The organism is Pseudonocardia lutea (genome assembly GCF_042658055.1).
GTDB lineage: Bacteria > Actinomycetota > Actinomycetes > Mycobacteriales > Pseudonocardiaceae > Pseudonocardia > Pseudonocardia lutea.
The window spans coordinates 30,602-45,851 of sequence record NZ_JBHSQK010000046.1 but is presented as its reverse complement, the minus strand read 5'-3'; the positions used below and the strand labels follow the sequence as shown (position 1 = coordinate 45,851).

15 protein-coding genes are annotated in these 15,250 nt (G+C 72.8%); 9 read left to right on the top strand and 6 right to left on the bottom strand.

Translation table 11 applies throughout. The features are described 5' to 3' along the window. Positions 1 to 28: 28 nt before the first annotated feature. Positions 29 to 526 carry a PaaI family thioesterase gene (locus ACFQH9_RS19080; protein WP_379567505.1) on the bottom strand — a complete coding sequence of 166 codons (498 nt, stop codon included), beginning with the start codon at positions 524 to 526 and terminating at the stop codon, positions 29 to 31. Between the two features lie 54 nt (positions 527 to 580). After that, entirely contained in the window at positions 581 to 1,390 is an 810-nt protein-coding gene (locus ACFQH9_RS19075) for a DUF6597 domain-containing transcriptional factor (RefSeq protein WP_379567504.1), read from the bottom strand. An 84-nt stretch (positions 1,391 to 1,474) separates the two neighbouring features. On the opposite strand from ACFQH9_RS19075, the gene ACFQH9_RS19070 reads away from it, so the two are divergent. Continuing rightward, positions 1,475 to 3,124, top strand: coding sequence for a class I adenylate-forming enzyme family protein (locus ACFQH9_RS19070; protein ID WP_379567503.1), 1,650 nt, complete (start codon positions 1,475 to 1,477; stop codon positions 3,122 to 3,124). A gap of 54 nt (positions 3,125 to 3,178) precedes the next feature. Here the strand turns inward: ACFQH9_RS19070 and htpX are convergent, their stop codons facing one another. Both htpX and ACFQH9_RS19060 read right to left on the bottom strand, forming a co-directional pair. Continuing rightward, entirely contained in the window at positions 3,179 to 4,042 is an 864-nt protein-coding gene (gene htpX / locus ACFQH9_RS19065; RefSeq protein WP_379567502.1) for a zinc metalloprotease HtpX, read from the bottom strand. 86 nt (positions 4,043 to 4,128) lie between these two features. Then, the gene (locus tag ACFQH9_RS19060) at positions 4,129 to 4,623 is read right to left on the bottom strand and encodes a hotdog domain-containing protein (RefSeq protein WP_379567501.1); all 495 of its coding nucleotides are present in this window, start codon (positions 4,621 to 4,623) and stop codon (positions 4,129 to 4,131) included. Between the two features lie 38 nt (positions 4,624 to 4,661). Here ACFQH9_RS19060 and ACFQH9_RS19055 point away from each other — a divergent pair, with 38 nt between their 5' ends. The 3 genes from ACFQH9_RS19055 to ACFQH9_RS19045 all read left to right on the top strand — a co-directional run bounded on the left by ACFQH9_RS19055 (position 4,662) and on the right by ACFQH9_RS19045 (position 8,681). Further along, positions 4,662 to 5,420: an enoyl-CoA hydratase gene (locus ACFQH9_RS19055; protein ID WP_379567500.1), complete on the top strand. Its 759-nt coding sequence runs from the start codon at positions 4,662 to 4,664 to the stop codon at positions 5,418 to 5,420. A gap of 146 nt (positions 5,421 to 5,566) precedes the next feature. Beyond that, the gene (locus tag ACFQH9_RS19050; protein ID WP_379567499.1) at positions 5,567 to 7,534 is read left to right on the top strand and encodes a 2-oxoacid:acceptor oxidoreductase subunit alpha; all 1,968 of its coding nucleotides are present in this window, start codon (positions 5,567 to 5,569) and stop codon (positions 7,532 to 7,534) included. Positions 7,535 to 7,607: 73 nt separating this feature from the next. Further along, the gene (locus ACFQH9_RS19045; RefSeq protein ID WP_379567498.1) at positions 7,608 to 8,681 is read left to right on the top strand and encodes a 2-oxoacid:ferredoxin oxidoreductase subunit beta; all 1,074 of its coding nucleotides are present in this window, start codon (positions 7,608 to 7,610) and stop codon (positions 8,679 to 8,681) included. A gap of 69 nt (positions 8,682 to 8,750) precedes the next feature. On the opposite strand, the gene ACFQH9_RS19040 is transcribed toward ACFQH9_RS19045, so the two are convergent. After that, complete coding sequence (locus tag ACFQH9_RS19040) at positions 8,751 to 9,413, bottom strand: FadR/GntR family transcriptional regulator (protein ID WP_379567497.1); 663 nt, start codon at positions 9,411 to 9,413, stop codon at positions 8,751 to 8,753. Positions 9,414 to 9,561: 148 nt separating this feature from the next. On the opposite strand from ACFQH9_RS19040, the gene ACFQH9_RS19035 reads away from it, so the two are divergent. The 5 genes from ACFQH9_RS19035 (at position 9,562) to rarD (ending at position 14,123) form a co-directional block, all read left to right on the top strand. Continuing rightward, a complete protein-coding gene (locus ACFQH9_RS19035; protein ID WP_379567496.1) occupies positions 9,562 to 10,446 on the top strand; it encodes a fumarylacetoacetate hydrolase family protein in 885 nt (294 codons plus the stop codon). Positions 10,447 to 10,487: 41 nt separating this feature from the next. Beyond that, positions 10,488 to 11,249 carry an alpha/beta fold hydrolase gene (locus tag ACFQH9_RS19030; RefSeq protein WP_379567495.1) on the top strand — a complete coding sequence of 254 codons (762 nt, stop codon included), beginning with the start codon at positions 10,488 to 10,490 and terminating at the stop codon, positions 11,247 to 11,249. A 75-nt stretch (positions 11,250 to 11,324) separates the two neighbouring features. Then, positions 11,325 to 12,620, top strand: a complete 1,296-nt coding sequence (locus ACFQH9_RS19025; RefSeq protein WP_379567494.1) for a metal-dependent hydrolase family protein — start codon at positions 11,325 to 11,327, stop codon at positions 12,618 to 12,620. A 99-nt stretch (positions 12,621 to 12,719) separates the two neighbouring features. Next, the gene (locus tag ACFQH9_RS19020) at positions 12,720 to 13,082 is read left to right on the top strand and encodes a DUF1636 family protein (RefSeq protein ID WP_379567493.1); all 363 of its coding nucleotides are present in this window, start codon (positions 12,720 to 12,722) and stop codon (positions 13,080 to 13,082) included. Positions 13,083 to 13,187: 105 nt separating this feature from the next. Continuing rightward, a complete protein-coding gene (gene rarD / locus ACFQH9_RS19015) occupies positions 13,188 to 14,123 on the top strand; it encodes an EamA family transporter RarD (RefSeq protein WP_379567492.1) in 936 nt (311 codons plus the stop codon). A gap of 105 nt (positions 14,124 to 14,228) precedes the next feature. Here rarD and ACFQH9_RS19010 read toward each other — a convergent pair whose 3' ends face one another. After that, the gene (locus ACFQH9_RS19010; RefSeq protein WP_379567491.1) at positions 14,229 to 15,227 is read right to left on the bottom strand and encodes a polyprenyl synthetase family protein; all 999 of its coding nucleotides are present in this window, start codon (positions 15,225 to 15,227) and stop codon (positions 14,229 to 14,231) included. Positions 15,228 to 15,250: the final 23 nt, after the last annotated feature.

Genomic DNA, 15,250 nt, shown 5'->3' with positions numbered 1-15,250 from the left:
GGCTTGACACCGCAACGCCGATAGGGAATCAGCGGAAGAGCATGCAGCTGGAGCTGCCCTCGGCCAGCAGCCGGTTCGCGCCGTCCCGCAGGTCGGCGCGGGCGAGGGCGGTGCTGCGGCCGCCGTGCACGACCCAGCCCGTAGCGCGGACGGGGCCGGTGTCGGTGGTGATGCGGCGCAGGAACTTCACGTCCAGGTCGAGGCTGGTGTAGCGGACGCCGGCGGGCAGCGTGGTGTGCACCGCACAGCCCAGGGCGGAGTCGAGCAGGGTCGCGTAGACGCCGCCGTGCACGGAGCCGAGCGGGTTGTAGTGGTGGTCGCCGGGCTCCATCGTGAACACCGCGCGGCCCTCGTCGACGGACTCCAGCTCGAAGCCCAGCAGGCCCGCGATCGGCGGGGCGGGCAGCTCGCCGGACAGGATCGCCCGCATGACCGACAGCCCGTCCATCCCGGCTGCCGCGGCCATGCCGGCCGGGTCCTCCCAGCGGTGGGTGCGCTCGTTCAGGGCGGGCTGCACGTCCGTCATCGGCTCCTCCTCGATCCGTCCGACCCCCACCCTAGCTGGATAGCGGAAGAAAACCTAGGCGCTGACCGGCTCCTCGCGGCGCCGGCACGCCTGCGCGTAGGCCGCCGGCGTCAGCCCGATCGCCGCGCCGAAGTCCCGGATGAAGTGCGACTGGTCGAAGTACCCCAGCTCCGCGGCCACCTCCGCCCACGGCCGATCCCGCTCCTCGGCGAGCCGCGCCGCCGCCTCGTGCAGCCGGTACCGCCGCAGCACCCACTTCGGGCTCACGCCGACGTACCGGCCGAACAGCCGCTGCAGTGTGCGGGCCGGGATGCCGAACCGCTCGACGATGTCCTCGACGCGCGTGACCTCCCGGTCGTGCAGCAGCGCCGCGACGATCCGCCCGACGACCGCGACCTGCGGGTCCGGTTCCGGCCGTCGCTCCCGCAGGAAGGCCTCCATCCGCGCGATCAGCTCCGGCACCGGCCCGGTCAGCGACGCGGCAAGCGCGTCGGCCGACGGACCCCAGAGGCGCGCGGCGGGCAGCGTGACGTCCGTGAGCGCGGAGACGGGGCGGCCGAGGAACGGCAGGAACGCCCCCGGCCGGAACTTGGTGCCGAACACCCGGCCCTCACCGGTGAAGGCGTAGGTGAACCGCTCGCGCCCGACGCCGGCGATCGCCAGGGCCCCGCGGTCGAGCACCACGTTGACGCACGGGTGCGGCAGCAGCGTGACCGACGCCCGGCGCCCCGGCGGCAGTGCCCAGCTGACGACCCAGTGCCGCTCGACCAGCTCGGCGAGGTCCGGCGCCGGCGGGTACCGGTCCAGCCGGAAGTCGACGTCCCGCACCCCGAGGATCCCGTACTCGCTGGTGGTCGACAACACGCGCCCAGCATGCCGCGGCCCACCGACAGAACCGGGCCCGCGGTCGCGAGTGACAGGAGTCACACCACGCGGTTCACTGTCGAGATGACGACCTACGCGGAGCGTCCCTGGCTCGCCCGCTACGACGAGGGCGTGCCGCCGGACGTCGTGCCGGAGTTCCCGTCCGCCCTCGCGATGTGGCACGCGACCGCGAAGGCGAACCCCGAACGCCCGTTCCTCCACTACTTCCACGCCACCCGCACGATCGGCGAGGTCGACGCGGACTCCGATGCGCTCGCCGCCGGCCTGGCCGCACTCGGCGTCGTCCCGGGCGACCGCGTGGCGGTGTACCTGCAGAACGTGCCGCAGTGGGCGATCGTGATGCTCGCCGTGTGGAAGGCCGGCGGGATCGTGGTGCCGGTCAACCCGATGCTGCGCGAGCGCGAGCTGCAGGTGGTCCTCGCCGACTCCGGCGCCACCGTCCTCGTCGCGCTGGAGTCGCTGCACCCCGTCGCGCTGCAGGTCCAGCCGTCGACCGCCGTCCGCACCCTGGTCACCACCTCGGAGCTCGACCCCCTCGGCGACGGCGACGTCCCCGGCCTGCTGGCCGGCAGCTGCCGCCAGCGCCCCGCCTCGGCGCTGGACCTGACGGACCTGATCGCCCAGCACGCCGGCGATCCGCCGCCCGCGGTCCCGGAGGCGGGGCCGGACGACATCGCGTTCCTCACCTACACCTCGGGCACCACGGGCCCGCCGAAGGGCGCGACGAACACGCACCGCAACGTCGTCTTCAACGCCATGACCTACCGGGACTGGATCCACCTCGGTCCCGACGACGTGATCCTCGGCGTCGCCCCGCTCTTCCACATCACCGGCCTGATCGGGCACCTCGCCGTGGCCGCGCTGACCGGCGCCCCGGTGGTGCTGGGCTTCCGCTTCGACGCCGGCACCGTGCTCGAACTGGTCGAGCGCTGGCGGGCGACCTTCGTCGTCGGCGCGATCCCGGTGTTCATCGCGATGATGGAGCACCCCGACGCCCGGTCCCGCGACCTGTCCTCGCTGACCAAGGTCTACAGCGGCGGCGCCCCCGTCGCCCCGGCCGTCGTGGAGGCGTTCGAGCGCAAGATCGGCCCGTACATCCACAACGCCTACGGGCTCACCGAGACGACGAGCCCGAGCCACGTCGGGCCGTTCGGCTCCCGCGCGCCCGTCGACCCCACCTCCGGCGCGCTGTCGGTCGGGGTGCCGGTGTCGAACACCGTGGTCCGGGTGGTCGACGACGACGGGCGGGACCTGCCCGTCGGCGAGGTCGGCGAGATCGTGATCCGCGGGCCGCAGGTGGTGCCCGGCTACTGGAACAAGCCGGAGGAGACGGCGCACGCGCTCCCGGAGGGCGAGCTGCACACCGGCGACGTCGGGTTCATGGACGCCGACGGCTGGTTCTACCTGGTGGACCGCAAGAAGGACCAGATCAACGCGGGCGGCTACAAGATCTGGCCGCGGGAGGTCGAGGACGTGCTCTACGGCCACCCCGCGGTACGGGAGGCGGCCGTGGTCGGGGTACCGGACTCCTACCGCGGCGAGACCGTGAAGGCCGTCGTGTCGCTCAAGGCCGGCGCCGAGCTGCAGCCGGACGAGCTGATCGCCTTCGCCCGGGAACGCATGGCCGCCTACAAGTACCCGCGGGTCGTGGAGGTCGTCGACGAGCTGCCGAAGACGGTCAGCGGCAAGATCCTGCGCCGCGAGCTGCGCTGAGGCGCCCGTGCGCGGCACGTGGTGCTCCCGCACCACGCGCCGCGCACAGCGGGGTCAACGCGGGCGGGCCATCTCCTGCAGCCGACGGATCCGGTCCTCGATCGGCGGGTGGGTGGAGAACCAGCGCGCCAGCTGCTCGCCGGGCCGGAAGGGGCTCGCGATCATCAGGTGCGACTGCGACACCAGCTGCGGTTCGGGTGGCAGCGGCGCGAGCGCGGTGCCGTACTGCAGCTTGTGCAACGCCGACGCCAGCGCCAGCGGGTCCCCCGTCAGCTCGGCGCCCGACGCGTCCGCCTGGTACTCCCGCGACCGGCTCACCGCCATCTGCACGACGCCGGCGGCGACCGGCCCGAGCAGCGCGATCACGAGGGCCGCCAGGGGGTTCGGCCGGTCCTCGTCGCCCCCGCCGAAGAGCCCGGCGAACATCGCCATGTTGGCCAGGAAACTGATCATCGACGCCATCGCGCCGGCCACGCAGGAGATCAGGATGTCGCGGTTGTGGACGTGGCTGAGCTCGTGGCCCAGCACCGCGCGCAGCTCCCGCTCGTCGAGCAGCTCGAGCAGCCCGGTGGTGGCGCAGACCGCGGCGTTGCGCGGGTTGCGGCCGGTGGCGAAGGCGTTGGGCGCGTTGGTCGGGCTGATGTACAGCTGCGGCATCGGCTGCCGGGCGCGCTGGCTCAGCTCGCGCACGATCCGGTACAGCCCGGGCGCCTCGGCCTCGGTGACGGGCCGCGCGTGCATGGCGCGCAACGCGATCGTGGCCGAGTTGAAGTACGCGTAGCCGTTCATCCCGAGGGCGACGAGGAACGCGACGATCAGCCCGGTCCGGCCCGCCACCAGTCCCCCGACGACCAGGACCAGCGCGCTCATCCCGCCCAGCAGGACCGCCGTCTTCAGCCCGTTGAGGTGACCGTGCACCGCCTCGCCGCTCCTTCCGCAGGTTCCTGCAGGGTCAACGACCCGCCGGGAGGCCGTGTTCCGGGCCGCCCGGCTTCACGGGCGGTTCACGGGTTCACGGCACGCACCCCCGCCGCGTCGAAGTGGTCGCGGCGGATGTCGATGAACAGGCCGCGGCCCTCCGCGGCGACCGGCCCGTCCGGCGCATCGAGCCGGGCGGTGCCGGTGGTCCAGGTCTTGCGGCCCTCCCGCGCCTCCACGCGGGCCCACAGGTGCAGCCGGGTACCGATCGGGATCGGCCTGCGGTAGGTCGTGGTCAGCTCCGCGGTCACCGCGGGGCGGCGGAAGAAGCCCTGCAGCGCACCCATGGTCTCGTCGAGCGCCGCGGCGACGACGCCCCCGTGGACCACGCCGGGGCCGCCCTGCAGGCCGGGCCGGACGTCGAGCACCGAGGTGACGGTCAGGTCCTCCCCCGCGACGAAGCTCAGGTGCAGCCCGTGTGCGACGTCGCCGCAGCCGAGACACCCGTCGTGGTGCCGGCGCACCTTCTCCCCCGGTCGGGGCGCACGGTCGTGGGGCAGCGGGCGGTCGTTCACGGTCACCGGCGGACGGTAACCCGGCGGGATGTCAGGATCACCCCATGACCACCGAAGTCCGCACGACGGTCGAGGACGGCGTCGCGCTGCTCACAGTCTCCAACCCGGCCCGCCGCAACGCGATGAACCTCGAGCTGTCCGGCAAGCTCGTCGCCGCGCTCGACGGGGCGGTCGCCGACCCGGCGGTGGGCGCCGTGGTGATCACGGGCGAGCCGCCCGCCTTCTGTGCCGGTGGCGACCTGTCGGAGCTGCAGGGCGCCGACCCCGCGCGGCTCAAGACCGTGTACGCGGGGTTCCTCGCCGTCGCGCAGTGCCCGCTGCCGACGATCGCCGCGGTCAACGGCGCGGCCGTCGGCGCCGGGCTGAACCTGGCGCTCGCCTGTGACCTCCGCCTCGCGGGTCCGGGCGCGAAGTTCGACGCCCGCTTCATGCAGCTCGGCCTGCACCCGGGGGGCGGCTACACCTGGATGGTGGACCGCGCGCTCGGGGCGCAGGGCGCGAAGGCCCTGACCCTGTTCTGCGACGTGCTCGACGCCGTCGAGGCCGAGCGGGTCGGTCTGGTCTGGCGCCGGTACGACGACGACGCCGCCCTCCTCGCCGGGGCCAAGGAGCTCGCCGGCCGGGCCGCCGCCGCGCCGCGGTCGCTCATCGAGACCACCAAGGCCACGATGGGCGTCACCGCCGGGGCGCTCTCGCACACGGAGGCGACCGAGATCGAGGTGAGGGCGCAGGCCGCGTCCGTACACTCGGAGGAGTTCCAGGAGCGCGTCACCGCGCTCCAGGCACGCATCAGCAAGCGTTAGGGGCGGGACACGAGTTGCCCCCGTCCCGGCCGGACGAGCGGAGGCCGTGTGACGTCGTACCGGGTCCCGGGACGCCGGCCGACACCCGGCGTTAACCTCGTCCGGACATTTGTGTTCCCGAAAACGAACCGGGGAATGACCTCGACATGACGTCCAACGAGACCGCCGTCACGCCCGCCGGCGGCGAGCACGATGTCATCACGAAGGACCGGGTGGTCATCCGGTTCGCGGGTGACTCCGGCGACGGGATGCAGCTCACGGGTGACCGGTTCACCTCGGAGACCGCGACATTCGGCAACGACCTGTCCACGCTGCCGAACTTCCCGGCCGAGATCCGGGCGCCTGCCGGGACCCTGCCCGGGGTCAGCTCGTTCCAGCTGCACTTCGCGAACTACGACATCCTGACCCCCGGGGACCGGCCGGACGTGCTGGTGGCGATGAACCCGGCCGCGCTCAAGGCGAACATCGGCGACCTGCCGCACGGCGGCGTGCTGATCGTCAACACCGACGAGTTCACCAAGCGCAACCTGACCAAGGTCGGCTACGAGTCCAACCCGCTCGAGGACGACAGCCTGGCCGACTTCCAGGTCCACGAGGTCGCCATGGCCACCCTCACCCGGGGTGCGCTGGAGGAGACCGGGCTGAGCAAGAAGGACGCCGAGCGGGCGAAGAACATGTTCGCCCTGGGCCTGCTCTCGTGGATGTACCACCGCCCGCACGAGGGCACCGAGCGGTTCCTGCGCGAGAAGTTCGCCCGCCGCCCCGAACTCGCCGAGGCCAACATCCTCGCCTTCCGCGCCGGACACGCCTACGGCGAGACCACCGAGGCCTTCGCCGTCACCTACGAAGTGGCGCCGGCCAAGCTGGAGCCGGGCACCTACCGGCAGATCACCGGCAACACCGCGATGGCCTACGGCATCGTCGCGGCCGGCCGGACCACCGGGCTGCCGGTGTTCCTCGGCTCCTACCCGATCACCCCGGCCTCGGACATCCTGCACGAGCTCTCCAAGCACAAGGCCTTCGGCGTGACCACCTTCCAGGCCGAGGACGAGATCGCCGGCGTCGGCGCCGCCCTCGGCGCGTCCTTCGGCGGCAGCCTGGGCGTCACGACGACGTCCGGCCCGGGGATCTCGCTGAAGTCCGAGACCATCGGGCTGGCGGTGGCCCTGGAGCTGCCGCTGCTGGTCATCGACGTGCAGCGCGGCGGCCCGTCCACCGGGTTGCCGACCAAGACCGAGCAGGCCGACCTGCTCCAGGCCATGTACGGCCGCAACGGCGAAGCCCCGCTGCCGATCATCGCGCCGCGCTCGCCCGGGGACTGTTTCCACGCCGCGGTCGAGGCCGCCGCGATCGCGGTGCGCTACCGCACCCCGGTGATCGTGCTCTCCGACGGGGCGCTGGCCAACGGCTCGGAGCCGTGGAAGATCCCCGACGCCGACACCCTGGAGCGGGTCGACCCCGGCTTCGCCACCGAGCCCAACGCCCCCGACGGGTCCGGGGAGTTCTGGCCGTACCTGCGCGACTCGGAGACTTTGGCCCGGCCGTGGGCCATCCCCGGCACCCCCGGGCTGGAGCACCGGGTCGGCGGGCTGGAGAAGGCCGACGGGCGCGGCTCGATCTCCTACGACCCGGACAACCACGACCGGATGGTCCGGCTGCGCCAGGCCAAGATCGAGAACATCCCGGTGCCGGACCTGACCGTCGAGGACCCCTCCGGCGAGGCGGACGTGCTCGTCGTCGGCTGGGGCTCGACCTACGGCCCGATCGTGGCCGGGGCGCGCCGGGTGCGGAACCTCGGGCACAAGATCGCTACGGCGCACCTACGGCACCTCAACCCGCTGCCGGCCAACCTCGGCGAGGTCCTCGCCTCCTACCGCACCGTGCTGGTGCCGGAGATGAACCTCGGCCAGCTCGCGCTGCTGCTGCGCGGCAAGTACCTGGTCGACGCGAAGTCCTACACCAAGGTCTCCGGACTGCCGTTCAAGGCCGAGGAGCTGCAGGACGTCTTCCTCGACTACCTGACCGGCACCCACCCGAACAGCACGGGGACGACCTCAGACACCAACAGCACCAACGGCTCCGGCAACGGGGCCCCTCTGGGAGTCCAGGCATGAGCACCGCCGACGTACTCCTTCCCGCGGAGGCGGAAATGAGCACCGCCGACGTACTCCTTCCCGCGGAGGCGAAATGAGCACCGACCTCGGTCTGCCGTCGATCGGCGGGCTGGACCTCGTCCCGACCACCGACGCCAAGCAGACCGCCAAGGACTACACCTCCGACCAGGAGGTCCGCTGGTGTCCCGGCTGCGGCGACTACGCCGTGCTCGCCGCGGTGCGCCAGTTCCTCCCCACCCTGGGGATCCGCCGCGAGAACACCGTGTTCGTGTCCGGGATCGGCTGCTCGAGCCGCTTCCCGTACTACCTGAACACCTACGGGATGCACTCCATCCACGGCCGCGCCCCGACGATCGCCACCGGCCTGGCCGTGTCCCGGCCTGACCTGTCTGTCTGGGTCGTGACCGGCGACGGCGACGCGCTGTCGATCGGCGGCAACCACCTGATCCACGCGCTGCGCCGCAACGTCAACCTCAAGATCCTGCTGTTCAACAACCGGATCTACGGGCTCACCAAGGGCCAGTACTCCCCGACGTCCGAGGTCGGGAAGGTCACCAAGTCCACCCCCATGGGCTCGCTCGACCACCCGTTCAACCCCATCTCCCTGGCCCTCGGCGCCGAAGCGAGCTTCGTCGGGCGGGCGTTGGACTCCGACCGCAAGGGCCTCACCGAGGTCCTCGGCGCCGCCGCCGCGCACCGCGGCTCCGCGCTGGTCGAGATCTTCCAGGACTGCCCGATCTTCAACGACGGCTCCTTCGACCTGCTCCGCAAGCCCGAGACCAAGGACCAGCGGCTGGTCCACGTCGTCGACGGCCAGCCGGTCACCTTCGGCCCCGAGGACGACAAGTTCGCCGTCGTGCAGCGCGGGTTCCGGCTCGAGGTCGTCAAGGCCGCGGACGTTGACCCGAGCGAGATCGTGGTCCACGACGCGCGCAACCTCGAGCTGTCGTTCGCCCTGTCCCGGCTCTCGGACCAGGACCTCAACCACACCGTCACCGGCATCTTCCGCAACGTCGACCGCACCACCTACGACGACGCCGCCCGCGCCCAGGTCCAGCAGGCCAAGGACCTCGCCGCCGCCAAGCCCGGCGGCGCGGACCTGCAGGCCCTGCTCACCGGCCGCGACACCTGGACGATCGCCGGCTGACCGGACCACCCGTCCCGACCCACGACGGCCCGGCTCTGTTCGCAGAGCCGGGCCGTTGCCGTTCGCGGCTCAGTGGCGCCCGAGCAGGTTGTCCGACACGTGTTCCAGGTGCCGGCGCATCTCCGCCGCCGCGGCCTCCGGGTCGCGGTCGCGCAGCGCCTCGACGATCGCCGTGTGCTCCTCGTGGTAGCAGCGGCGCCGCTCGGGGCTGGAGGTCCGGCGCTTGAGGGTGCCCCACACCGGCAGGGCCCGGGCGGTGGTGAGCACGTCGAACATGTTCAGCAGCAGGCCGTTGTGCGCGGCCCTGGCGATGGCGCGGTGCAGCCGCGCGTCCCAGGACTCGAAGTCCTCGAAGTCCTCGCTCGCGCCGCCGCCGGCCAGGCACTCGCCGATCCGGTCGAGGTCGGCCTGGGTGGCCACGCGCGCGGCGAGGGCGGCCACCCCGGGCTCGAGCAGCAGCCGGACCTGCATGATCTCCGACGGGCTCGTGTCGGCCGGGGCCCCGTCGACCTGCTGCACCGCCGCCTCGGTCAGGAAGGTCCCGCGCCCGACGTGCCGGATCACCACGCCGTCACGCTCCAGCATCTCCAGTGCGCGGCGGATCGCCGAGCGCGGGGCGGCGAGCTGCTCGACCAACGCCCGCTCCGTCGGCAGCTTGGAACCCGGCCCGAACCTGCCGTCCCGGGCGCCCTCGGCCAACAGGGCACGCAGGGACTGCTCGACCGTCTGCACGGCACCACCATACCGGTCTTCTGAAACCAATCAAGACCAATCGACGGCGCCACACGACGACTGAATCTGGCTCTCGACAGCGGTCCACCCACCGCGTACGGTCGGCACCCGACCGGATTGGTTCGATTGGTTCAGATTGGTTCGTAGGATGAAGCTGGTGACCTTCACCGCCGGTGCCGCGGCCCGGGTCGGCGTGGTCGACGACGACGCGGGCGAGGTCCGCGACGTCGGGGACCTCCTCCCCTCGGGCGCGGGACTGCTCGAGGTGATCGACGGCTGGGCGGAGCTCGGCCCGCTGCTGGCGGACCGCGCCGCCGCGCTGCCGGCCCGGCCGCTGGACTCGGTGCGACTGCTCGCGCCGATCCCGGTGCCCCGCCGGGACGTGTTCTGCGTGGGCAAGAACTACCGGGAGCACGTGGCCGAGTTCGGCCGCAGCGGCTACGACCAGCCCGACCGCTCCGAGGCACTGCCGGAGCACCCGGTGGTGTTCGCGAAGGCGACGACCTCCGTGACCGGCCCCTTCGACGAGGTGCTGGCGCACCCGGGCGTGACCGCGGAACTCGACTACGAGGCCGAGCTGGCGGTGATCATCGGCAGGGGCGGGCGCGGCATCTCGCGCGACGCGGCCTTCGACCACGTCTGGGGCTACACGATCGTCGACGACGTCACCGCCCGCGACCTGCAGCGCAGGCACAAGCAGTGGCTGCTGGGCAAGTCCTTGGACACGCACTGCCCGATGGGGCCCTACGCCGTGTCCGCCGACGAGGTCCCCGACGTGACCGCGCTGCAGGTGCAGAGCCGGGTCAACGGCGAGCTCCGCCAGTCGGCCGCGGTGAAGGACCTGATCTTCGACATCCCCGAGCTGATCGCCACGATCTCGGCCGGCATCACCCTGCTGCCCGGCGACGTGATCGCCACCGGCACCCCCGCCGGCGTCGGCATCGGGTTCGACCCGCCGAGGTTCCTGGCGGCGGGCGACGTCGTCGAGGTGTCGATCACCGGCCTCGGCACGCAGCGCAACCGCATCGGCTGACCGGGCCCCCGGCACACCCCCACCACCACCGAAGGAGAGACGTGAACGTCAACGGCAAGGAACTGGCAGTCGAGATCGAGGGCGAGGGCCCGGCGGTCCTGTTCGTGCACGGGCTCGGCGGGACCTCGAACTTCTACCAGGTCCAGGCCGACGCGCTCGTCGGCTCGCACACCGTGATCCGGGTCGACTCGGCCGGCGCCGGCCGTTCCCCGGTCGCCGACGGGATCGGCATCGCCTCCCACGCCGACGACCTGGCGGGCGTGCTCGACCAGGCCGGCGTCACGACGGCGCACGTGGTCGGGCACTCGATGGGCACCCTGGTGGTGCGCGAGTTCGCCCGCCGGTACCGCGACCGGGTCAGCTCCCTGACGCTGCTCGGTGCGGTCCGCGAGCCCGCCGAGGCCGGCCGCCGGGCCCAGCGCGACCGTGCGGCGGTCCTGCGCGAGAAGGGTACCGCCGCCGTCGCCCCCGGCGTCGTCGCCAACGCGCTGTCCGAGACCACCCGGACCGAGAAGCCCGAGGTCGCCGCGTTCGTCCGGGAGCTGGTCATGCGCCAGGACCCGGAGGGCTACGCGCGCAACTGCGAGGCCCTCGCCGCGGCCACCGACCCGGGCCCCGTCGACCCCGCGCTGCCGCTGCTGCTGATCACCGGCGACGAGGACAAGGTCGGCCCGCCCGAGGCCAGCCGCGAGCTGGCCGAGGCGCACGGCTCGGCGACGGTCGAGATCCTCCCCGGCGTCGGGCACTGGACCGCCCTCGAGGCCGCCCGCCCGGTCACCGACCACCTGCTCAAGTTCCTCTGACCCACCCCGCCCGGGGTGGCCACCCGGGCGGCCCGGCAGAACCTCACCAGAACCTCAAGGAAGAGGAGGGGCACCGTGCCCACCACGACCAGCAAGATCCTGTTCCGGGACGTCTCGATCCTCGACTCCACCGGCGCCGACCCGTACCGCGGGGACGTGCTGGTCGAGGGCGACCGCATCGCCGCGGTCGGCACCGTGGACGCGGCCCGCGCCGAGGGGGCCCGCGTGGTGGAGGGCCGCGGCCGGACGCTGATGTCCGGGCTGTGCGACGCCCACACCCACTTCAGCTGGAACAACTCCGCCGACCTCGACGGCCTGGGCACCATGCCGGTCGAGGAGCACCTGCTCTTCGCGATCGAGTCCGCCCGGACCTACATCGACTCCGGCTACACGATGTGCCTCGGCGCGGCCTCGGCGAAGGACCGGCTCGACGTCGTGTGCCGGGACGCGATCAACGCCGGCCGGATCCCCGGTCCCCGCTACCTGGCCAACGGGCCGGAGATCGCGGTCACCGGCGGGGCGCTGATCAAGTCGATCACGAAGTTCGCCGACGGGCCGGAGGGCATGCGCAAGGCCGTCCGCGAGCTGATCGACATCGGCGTGGACCAGATCAAGCTGTCCATGACCGGGGAGGAGATCACCGGCACCCAGCGCGCGGAGGACACCTACTTCTCCGACGAGGAGGTGGCGGCCGCCGTCGCCGAGGCGCACCGCCGGGGCAAGCGGGTCTGCGCCCACGCCCGCAGCGCCGAGAGCGTGAAGATGTGCGTGCGCCACCACGTCGACGTGATCTACCACGCCAGCTTCACCGACGCCGAGGGCATGGACATGCTCGAGGCCAACAAGGACTGGGTGTTCGTCGCGCCCGGGATCAACTGGCTGGTGGCGACGCTGTACGAGGCCGAGGCCTTCGGGTTCCCGCAGGAGGCCGCCGAGGCCGTCGGGTACAAGAAGGAGCTCGAGATGGCCATCGCGGGCCTGCGCGAGATGCACCGGCGCGGGATCAAGGTGCTGCCCGGCGGCGACTACGGCTTCGCCTGGACCCCGCACGGCACCTACGCCCGGGACCTGCAGCACTTCGTGGAGCTCCTCGGCTTCACCCCGATGGAGGCGATCATCTCCGCCACCGCCTGGGGCGGCGAGATCATGCTGCGGCCCGACGAGCTGGGCAAGGTCCAGCCCGGCTACCTCGCCGACCTCCTGCTGGTCGACGGCGACCCGCTCGCCGACATCACGATCCTGCAGGACCAGACGAAGCTGAACTACATCATGAAGGACGGCCGCTTCCACAAGGAGGCCAGCGAGGACGGGGCCGCCACCCCGCCGCTGCCCGGCAACGTGGACCGCAACCAGGCCCCCGCCGGGGTCTGACCGCCGCCGCTCCTGATCCCGCCGTTCCCGCAGGTCCACCGCCCGGCGCCACCCGACGGCGCCGGGCGGTGGTGCGCACGACCCCGACCCGAGGACGACATGCCGCTGCTGATCTGCCGCACCTGCCCCCGCTACGACCCGGCCGAGTCCGGCCGGTTCGGCCGCGCCCTCACCGAGGCGCTGCGGGAGGACGCCGCCACGGAGGCGGTCCCGGTGCGCTCCGTGCAGTGCCTGGGCGGGTGCCCGGAGGACGGGGTCGCGGCCGTCGACGCGCCCGGCAAGGCCCGGGTCCGGTTCACCGGCCTGCACGCCGGGCACGCCGGGCCGCTGGCCGAGGCGGCCCGCGCCCACGCCGGGAGCCGCTCCGGGGACCCGGGGGACTGGGACGTCCCCGCCGAGCTCCACGAGCGGATCAGCTCGGTCACGCCGAAGCGCCCGGCCCTGGACGTCCGCCCTTGGTGACGGGCCTCCCGCTCGCCGGCCGCCGGGTCCGCGGAGCCGGCCCGGCTCGCGGGAGCGATCCGTTTCACCCTCGAACATTCAGCGCTCGGATGTTCTGATGGAGCGGTGACCGTCGGGGGAGCCGCACCGGAGCTGGACCGCCGGGGCGTCGGCCTCGGCATCGCCGCACACCTCGCCTGGGGGCTCTTCCCGGCGTTCTGGCCGCTGCTCGACCCCGCCGGGCCGGTCGAGGTCCTGGCCCACCGGATCGTCTGGACCATGGTGCTGATGGCGGGCGTGCTGACCCTGCTGCGCGGCTGGGGCGCGCTGCGGGCCCTGTCGGGGCGGGGCTGGCTGACGGTCGCGGCCGCCGCCGCGTTCATCACCGTCAACTGGGGTGTGTTCATCTACGGCGTCTCGATCGAGCGCGTCGTCGACATCGCGCTCGGCTACTACATGAGCCCGCTGGTGAGCGTGCTGCTCGGCGTCCTGGTGCTCCGCGAGCGGCCCGACCGCGCGCAGGTCGTGGCGCTGGGCATCGCCGCGCTCGCGGTCGTGGTGATCAGCGTGGGCAGCGGGAGCCCACCGTGGCTCGGGCTCGCCCTGGCCGCGTCGTTCGGGGTGTACGGGCTGCTCAAGAAGAAGGTCGCGCTGCCCGCGACGGCGAGCCTGACGGGCGAGGGCCTGGTCGTCGGACCGGTCGCCCTCGCCTTCGTGCTCTTCCTGCAGGCCACCGGCCAGGGCACGTTCACCTCGCTCGGGGGCTTCCACGTGGCGATGATGGTGCTCGCCGGCCCGGTGACCGCCCTGCCACTGCTGCTCTACGGCGCCGCGGCCCGGCTGATCCCGCTCACCACGCTCGGCACGCTGATGTACCTGACGCCCACGATGCAGTTCCTCTGGGGCGTGCTGGTCAACGGCGAGGCCATGCCCGTCTCCCGGTGGGTCGGGTTCGGGCTGGTGTGGATCGCCCTGGCGATCTTCACCGTCGACCTGGTCCGGGCCACGCGCGTCCGCCCGGAGCGCGAGCTGGTGCCCACCCCGGAGCCCGGGACGCGCTGACCTCCGCCCCGCGAGTCGGCACTTCCGGAGCACCGAACCGCACATCCCGGGAGCTCCCGGGATCGCACAGTCGGTCGCCCGAGAGTGCCGACTCGCGGGGCAGGGTCAGGCGATGCGGTCGATCGTGTAGCCCGTGAGGGTGCCGAGCGCCTCGGTGGCGGGGCAGGCGGGGAGCTTGCCCAGCTCCGCCCGCGCCTCCTGGGCGTAGCCGGCGAGGGTGTCCTTGGCCCGCGGGATGCCCGGGCCCGAGCGCAGCAGCTCCAGGGCCTCCTCGACCTCCGCGTCGGCCCGGATGGGCGCGGAGAGCAGCGACCGCAGCCGCTCCGGGCAGGCCGGGTCCTGCAGCGCGTAGAGCATCGGCAGCGTGTGCACGCCCTCGCGCAGGTCCGTGCCCGGCGTCTTGCCCGAGTCGAGCGAGGGCGAGGCGATGTCGATGATGTCGTCCGAGATCTGGAAGGCCGTGCCGATTGTGGCGCCGAAGCGGTGCAGCGACTCGATCTGCTCGGGGGTGCAGCCGGAGAACATGCCGCCGTACCGGCCCGCCGTCGCGATCAGCGAGCCGGTCTTCTCCGCGATGACCTGCAGGTAGTGCTGCACCGGGTCGTCCGCGGGCCCGGGGCCGCGGGTCTCCCGCATCTGCCCGGTGACCAGCTCGGCGAAGGTCTCGGCGATGATCCGCACGGCGTCGGGCCCGAGGTCGGCCACCAGCCGCGACGCGTGCGCGAACAGGAAGTCCCCGGTCAGGATCGCGACCGTGTTGTCCCAGCGGTGGTTGGCGCTCTCGGCGCCGCGGCGCATCGTGGCCGAGTCCATGACGTCGTCGTGGTAGAGCGTGGCCAGGTGCACCAGCTCGACGACGGCGGCCGCCCGCACCACGTCGTCCCCGTCCGGCGAGGGCCCGATCTGCCCGCTGAGCAGCGTGAACAGCGGCCGGAACCGCTTGCCCCCCGCGTCGATCAGGTGCAGGGACGTCTCGCTGACGAAGTGGTAGTCGCTGTGCACCTCGCGGTGCAGCAGCTCCTCCACCCGCTCGAGCCCGCGCGCCGTCGCGGCGGCCAGGTCCGGGTCGGCGAGCTCCACACCCGCCACGCTCTGCGTCTCCACGGGCACCAGCCTACGAGGCCTTC